9 protein-coding genes are annotated in these 6,764 nt (G+C 41.1%); all 9 read left to right on the top strand.

Annotated features, from left to right (window positions below; translation table 11 throughout):
* Positions 1 to 318, top strand: a 318-nt coding sequence (locus N2257_09890) for a DnaB-like helicase C-terminal domain-containing protein (GenBank protein ID MCX7794693.1), incomplete at its 5' end; no start/stop codon positions are given.
* Positions 318 to 1,133, top strand: a complete 816-nt coding sequence (gene amrB, locus N2257_09895; GenBank protein MCX7794694.1) for an AmmeMemoRadiSam system protein B — start codon at positions 318 to 320, stop codon at positions 1,131 to 1,133. The genes N2257_09890 and amrB, both read left to right, overlap by 1 nt.
* Before the next feature lie 33 nt (positions 1,134 to 1,166).
* The gene (locus N2257_09900) at positions 1,167 to 2,027 is read left to right on the top strand and encodes a YicC family protein (GenBank protein MCX7794695.1); all 861 of its coding nucleotides are present in this window, start codon (positions 1,167 to 1,169) and stop codon (positions 2,025 to 2,027) included.
* Positions 2,028 to 2,052: 25 nt separating this feature from the next.
* On the top strand, positions 2,053 to 2,367 hold the full coding sequence (locus N2257_09905) for a DUF370 domain-containing protein (GenBank protein ID MCX7794696.1): 315 nt from the start codon (positions 2,053 to 2,055) through the stop codon (positions 2,365 to 2,367).
* Positions 2,368 to 2,381: 14 nt separating this feature from the next.
* Entirely contained in the window at positions 2,382 to 2,987 is a 606-nt protein-coding gene (gmk, locus tag N2257_09910; GenBank protein MCX7794697.1) for a guanylate kinase, read from the top strand.
* A gap of 17 nt (positions 2,988 to 3,004) precedes the next feature.
* Complete coding sequence (rpoZ, locus tag N2257_09915; GenBank protein ID MCX7794698.1) at positions 3,005 to 3,394, top strand: DNA-directed RNA polymerase subunit omega; 390 nt, start codon at positions 3,005 to 3,007, stop codon at positions 3,392 to 3,394.
* On the top strand, positions 3,366 to 4,574 hold the full coding sequence (gene coaBC, locus N2257_09920) for a bifunctional phosphopantothenoylcysteine decarboxylase/phosphopantothenate--cysteine ligase CoaBC (protein ID MCX7794699.1): 1,209 nt from the start codon (positions 3,366 to 3,368) through the stop codon (positions 4,572 to 4,574). The genes rpoZ and coaBC overlap by 29 nt, the downstream gene beginning before the upstream one ends.
* 25 nt (positions 4,575 to 4,599) lie before the next feature.
* Complete coding sequence (gene hisG / locus N2257_09925; GenBank protein ID MCX7794700.1) at positions 4,600 to 5,490, top strand: ATP phosphoribosyltransferase; 891 nt, start codon at positions 4,600 to 4,602, stop codon at positions 5,488 to 5,490.
* A gap of 154 nt (positions 5,491 to 5,644) precedes the next feature.
* Positions 5,645 to 6,682: a histidinol-phosphate transaminase gene (hisC, locus tag N2257_09930; GenBank protein MCX7794701.1), complete on the top strand. Its 1,038-nt coding sequence runs from the start codon at positions 5,645 to 5,647 to the stop codon at positions 6,680 to 6,682.
* Positions 6,683 to 6,764: the final 82 nt, after the last annotated feature.

Below are 6,764 nucleotides of genomic sequence, written 5' to 3' on the forward strand. Positions count from 1 at the left end.
AAGGAACTTGATGTGCCGGTCATTGCCCTAAGTCAGCTCAACAGGGCAGTTGAGCAGCGGGTGGACAAACGCCCCACCCTCGCTGACCTAAGAGAATCGGGTGCTATTGAACAGGACGCTGATGTTATACTTTTTTTATACAGGGATGATCAGTACAACAAGAACTCACCTGAAAAGGGCATTGCTGAGGTCAATATAGCAAAACAGAGGAACGGACCTGCTGGCGTAACTGTAAAACTCACATTCCTTTCTCACTGTACGAGATTTTTCCCTTATACAGACAGGCCGATTATTGAAGAGGGAGAGGAGGATTTCTGATGCTCAGGTCTCCGGCAGTGGCGGGTCAGTTTTATCCTGATAGTCCTTCAAGACTTAACTCAATGGTGGAGCAGATGATGCCTGCTTTAACACCTAAGAGGGTTATTGCAGCTATATCTCCTCATGCCGGTCTTATGTATTCAGGATATGTGGCTGGTGCTCTCTACTCAAAGATAATTTTACCCAATATATTTTTTCTTCTTGGACCCAATCATACAGGTCTCGGTTCTATTGCTTCAATAATGACAGAGGGAGAATGGACCATACCAACAGGAAGATTCAGGATAAATTCAGATATTGCCCGTGAGATTATTAGAAGGTCTGACCTTGTAAGTGCTGATGTAAAGGCACATCTTTTTGAACATTCCCTAGAGGTGCAGCTTCCCTTCATTGCTTATAGGGCCCATCAGGAAGGAAGAGAGCTTCCGGAGATAGTGCCTGTTGTTCTCGGTCCCCTTAACCTCGAGGAATGCAGAGCCTTTGGAGAGGTTCTGGGAGATCTAATTAGTGAATTAAAGCTCGATGCAGTTATTATTGCATCCAGTGATATGAGCCATTATGTCTCTGATACAGTTGCCAGGCAGAAGGACAAAAAGGCCATTCAGAAGATACTTGCTCTTGATGCGGAGGGTCTCTATCACACTGTAAAGGAAGAGAGGATTTCAATGTGCGGATATATACCTGCCACATGTACACTTTTTGCCTCCAGAAGGCTAGGTGCAAGGGAAGCAGAGCTTATCAAATATATGACCTCAGGAGAGATAAGCGGTGATTATGACCAGGTTGTTGGATATGCCGGTATCCTGATCTGGTAAAGCAGAATTCAGAATCTGACGAGAAATCCAGAAATGGAAAGCATGACAGGATACGGAGCCTCGGAGAGGGGCAATCTCAGGATTGAGGTAAGGTCATTAAATCACAGATTCCTTGAGATAAATTTCAGGATGAATCCCCTTTTTTATCCGTCAGAACCCAGAATGAGGGAGAGGGTTAAATCTAGGTTTTCAAGGGGGAAGATTGATATTATCATAACTGTCACAGAACCACCTTCTAATTATAAACTTAACAGGCAATTACTTCTTAATCTTATCGAAGAGCTGAGGGGTGTGGAGCCTCAGGGCTTATCACTGGTTCTTAATTTAAGGGACGTACTGACAGAAGTTCCTTACAATTATGACGAGAATGAGCTCCTGGAACTCCTCGATGAGGCAATGAGTAACCTGAAATCCATGAGGCTTGAGGAAGGAGAGATTCTGAAAAGAGAGATTCAAGGAAGGATTGAAAAAATAGATCGAATCAATGATAAAATAAAATCTCTCCAGAATCAGGTCTTTGAAGAAGGACGGAGAAAACTGAAGGAAAGATTGAGGGAGGTTTTTAAAGAATTTAATATAGATAGTATCAGTGAAGAAAGAAAAGAAGAGATCTTGCAATTCTTGCTTTCTTCGCCTGGTATAGTCACCTCGGTACTTGAAAGGATGGATATTGCAGAAGAGATTGAGAGGATAGAGAGCCATATTTCTCAATTTAAAAAAGCAATGGAATTTAAGGAAGCTGTTGGTAAAAGACTCGATTTTATCATTCAGGAGATACTGAGAGAGTTTAACACCATAGGAGCTAAATCCACTAATTCAGAGCTCCGTACTCTTGTTATAGAGGCAAAGACAGAGATAGAGAGACTAAGGGAGCAGGTGCAGAACATAGAATGATGCAGAAATGGTTGGAGGTGAAGGTATGAAAAAAGGTGCAGGACACATACTTGTTAATATAGGTTTTGGAAATGTTGTATCAGCTCAGAGAGTGGTTGCAATTGTTTCCCCGGATTCATCGCCTATGAAAAGATTGAGAGAGGAGGCCAAGAAAAAGGGCAAACTCATTGATGCAACAGAGGGCAGGAAGACACGTGCAATAATAATAACCGACAGCGACCATGTAATCCTTTCAGCACTCCAGACAGAGACCATCACACAGAGATTTTCCGGAGATATAGTTGAACAACCAAGTGATAATGACTATGCTTACAGAGAGGAGGCTTCAGGCGGGAGTTAGTCCCGTATATAAAGATGAAATTGAGAGGCAATCTCATAGTTGTATCAGCTCCTTCAGGAGCAGGCAAGACAACACTCTGCAGCGCAGTTCTTAAAAGTCTCGAGAGGATAGCCTTTTCCATATCCTATACCACAAGAAAGCCGAGAGAGGGAGAAGTCAATGGAGTTGATTATTATTTTGTCAGTGAAAAGGATTTCAAAGAAATGATAGATAGAGGAGAGTTTGCTGAGTGGGCTGTAGTTCACGGTAATTACTACGGCACATCAAGAAAGACTATAGATGACCTTATGGAAAGAAACATAGATGTCCTGCTTGATATAGATGTGCAGGGTGCAAAACAGATAAAGGTCCTTTATCCTGAGGCAGTCCTCGTATTTATAATGCCTCCTTCTTTTGAAGAATTAAAGAAGAGACTCTATTCCAGAGGGGCAGAAAACCTTGAATTGAGACTAAGGAGAGCCTTTGATGAGATGAAGGAGTATTATTTTTATAATTATGTTATAATAAATGACAATCTTGAAAAGGCTATAAGTGACCTCAGGTCTATTATAATCAGTGAGAGATTGAAGGTTGAAAGATTTGACCCTGATTTCTTAAATAAATTTTATCCCGTTGTATAAATAAAGGAGGTATCTTTATGGATATAATATCTCTTCCCATTGAGATTGACAAATCAAAGATAGACAGCAGGTTCAGGCTTGTAAATATTGCAGCCCAGAGGGCTAAAGAACTCTCTCTTGGTGCAAAGAAAAAGATACAGACAAAATCAAAGAAGGTAACCACAATAGCTCTTGAAGAGGCTCTTGAGGGAAAACTTGAATACATCGTAGGTGAAGAGGCAGCCAGGGCAAGGGAGGAGGAGAGGAAGTTTGATTACAGAAAACTCCTTGAGGAGCGTAGAAGGGTACCTGCTGATATAAAGGAACTTGAAAAAGACCTCAAGGTCTATCTTCATGGTAAGGAGGAGGAAAGCAGGGACCTTTCAGAACTCTTTTCCAATGAGAGACAGAAGGATATTGAAGAATAAGAATGTCCTCCTCGGTCTCTCAGGAAGCATAGCAGTCTACAGAACAGTAGAACTTGCAAGAAGGCTTACCCAGGCTGGCGCCGCAGTTGAATCCATTCTTACTCTTTCTGCCTCAAAATTCATTAATCCCCTTCTAATGGAGTCTGTCACAGGCAGAAAGGTTTATACCAACACCTTCCAGAGTCCTATGGCTCATATTGAGCTTGCTCAGACTGCAGATCTACTTGTAGTTGCACCTGCAACAGCAAACATAATAGGTAAATTTGCTTCAGGCATTGCTGACGACCTTCTCTCCACAGTATTTCTTGCAATGGCTAACTCAAAAGTTCTGATTGCTCCAGCCATGAACTGGAGGATGTATGAAAACCCTGCTGTACAGGAGAATATAACAAGGCTTAAAACAAGGGGTGTGAATTTTATAGGGCCTGAAGCAGGACAGCTCTGTTGTGGAGAAGAAGGATACGGAAGGATGTCAGATATTGAAGATATAATGGATGAAATTGAGAGTCTTCTTACAGAAAAGGATTTAAAAGGGTTCAGGGTTCTTGTTACTGCAGGTCCGACGAGGGAGTACATTGATCCTGTCAGATTTATTTCTAACAGGTCATCCGGGAAGATGGGATTTGCCCTTGCAAAGGTTGCAAGGAAGAGAGGAGCAGATGTAACAATTGTGAGCGGTCCTGTATCCATAAGACCACCCTATGGAGTAAATATTATAAAGGTAGAGACGACAGGTGAGATGAGGGATGCTATAATGTCGGTCATATCTAATGTGGATATGGTATTTATGGCTGGAGCACCCGCTGATTTTACCTGTAAGAAAGAGGCTGAGAAGATAAGGAGAACCGGCCAGGGAGATAAAAGCACCTTGCTTCTGGAACTCCAGCCAACACCTGATATAATAGGAGAAATAGGAAGATTGCCAGAGAAACCCTTCCTTGTTGGTTTTGCTGCTGAGACATCAGAAGACGTAGAGAAGGCAAGGGAAAAGCTTACCCATAAAGGACTTGATATGATCGTTCTTAATAATGTAATGGAGCAGGGAGCAGGTTTTGATGCTGATACAAACAGGGTTTTAATTATAGATAAAAATTCTGTAATCCCGACAGAACTCTTACCAAAGGAAGAGATTGCATCTATTATAATTGATAAGACATTAGAAAAAATGGCTGCCAGATAAATTTTAAATCTATCAGGGAGGTCCCATGAGTTCAGAAAAAAAGAAAAGGGTTTTAAAGCTCGGTCTTCCTAAAGGAAGTCTTCAGGAATCCACATTAAAACTTTTCAGAAAGGCCGGATACAGAATAGATGTATCTCCAAGGTCTTATTATCCACAGTTTGATGACCCCGAGATAGAATCCATGCTCATAAGGGCCCAGGAGATGGCAAGATATGTGGAGGATGGAGTGCTTGATTGTGGTCTTACAGGTCTTGACTGGATACTGGACAGTAATGCTGATGTCAGGGAGGTTGCTGAACTAAGATACGCAAAGGAAGGTTTCAGGCCTGTTAGATGGGTTGTGGCAGTACCAATGGACTCAAAGATAAAGACACTTAAAGATTTAAGTGGTAAAAGAATAGCAACAGAGCTCGTTAATTTCACGAAGAGATTTCTAAAATCAAAAGGTATTGAAGCTCAGGTTGATTTCTCCTGGGGGGCCACAGAGATAAAACCACCCTATCTTGCTGATGCAATTGTGGAGCTGACAGAGACAGGTACATCCCTCAGGGCTAATAATTTGAGAATTGTTGAGACCATCCTTGAATCCACTACAAGGTTTATAGCAAACAAACAGGCATGGAAGGATCACTGGAAAAGAGAAAAGATGGAGAATATATGCCTTCTTCTTCAGGGCGCACTTGCTGCAGAGGATAAGGTTGGATTGAAGATGAATGTTCATGAGAAGGACCTGAAGGCAGTTTTATCACACCTGCCTGCCATGCACGCACCAACAATTGCAGAGCTTACAGAAAAGGGCTGGTATGACCTTGATGTGGTTATAGATGAAAAACTAGTCAGGGACCTTATACCGAGACTCAAAAAAGCTGGTGCTACAGGTATAGTAGAATACCAGCTTAACAAGGTGATACCCTGAAAGAAGCTTCTGAAAAATTTCAAGGCTACCCTTTTAATATAGATTATTTATGTCCAGTGAATGTAAAAAGTTTAGCAATTGTTTATGTTTGTAGGTTTTTAAATCATAGATATTTTTTTAGAAATTTCATAAAGAGAATTCAAATTATGAGAATATGGACAGAAAATATATCGCTTCTTTAATCCGTAAAGAAATCCTGGATCTTGAAGGATACAGGCCAGAGGTCATAAGGGCAAGGATAAAGCTTGATGCCAATGAATGCCCGTACAGCCCCTTCAGGTCTTTATGCTTCGAGGGCATTGAGCTTAACAGGTATCCTGATCCAGAAGCAAAGAAACTAAGAAAAGAGCTTGCCAGACTCTGGGCAGTGAAGCCGGAAAATATTCTTCATGGCAATGGCTCTGATGAGCTGATATATTATCTTATCTCTGTAGCAGGAGGACCTGTCCTGTACCCTGTACCCACATTCAGCATGTACGGAATTATTGGCAGGGTACTGGGACAGAAGACAATAGAGATAGCGCTTGATGAAAATTTTGATATTCCCTTTGAAGATTTTAAAAATACAATAAAGAAAGAAAAACCTGGTATTATTTTTTTAAGCTCTCCAAATAATCCGACTGGAAATTCCTTTTCAAAGGATAAGATCCTGAGCATTATTAAAAATTCAGGGTCACTGGTAGTAATTGATGAGGCATACCAGCCCTATGCCAAGAATGGTAATGGATTTGTACCTTACACAGAGAGATACAAAAATCTCCTTGTCATGAGAACCCTCTCAAAGATCGGGCTTGCTGGAATAAGGCTGGGCTTTGTTATTGGAAACAGGGAGATTATCAGCGAGCTGAACAAGGCGAGATTGCCTTACAATGTGAATGCCCTCACCCAGAATATCGCAATACAGGCATTAAAAAAAAGAGAATTCTTTAAAGCCATTATAAAGAAGATAGTATCAGAAAGAGAATGGCTGATAAGAGAGATGAGAAAGATAAACCAGATAATGGTATACCAGTCTGATGCCAATTTTATATTATTCAGGGTTGACAGGGCAGAAAGGATTTACAGAAAGCTACTGCAAAAGGGTATATTAATAAAGAATCTAACGGGAGTTATTCCAGATTGTCTGAGGGTAACTGTTGGAAAACCTGATGAGAACAGGGCATTTCTAAAAGCCCTCAAGGAGGTTTTATGAGAAAATCAGAGATAAAGAGAAAGACGACAGAGACTGATATAACCGTAGAACTGAATCTTGATGGAAAGGGTAAGTATGAGAT

Source organism: Thermodesulfovibrionales bacterium, from assembly GCA_026417875.1.
Classification (GTDB): Bacteria; Nitrospirota; Thermodesulfovibrionia; order Thermodesulfovibrionales; family CALJEL01; genus CALJEL01.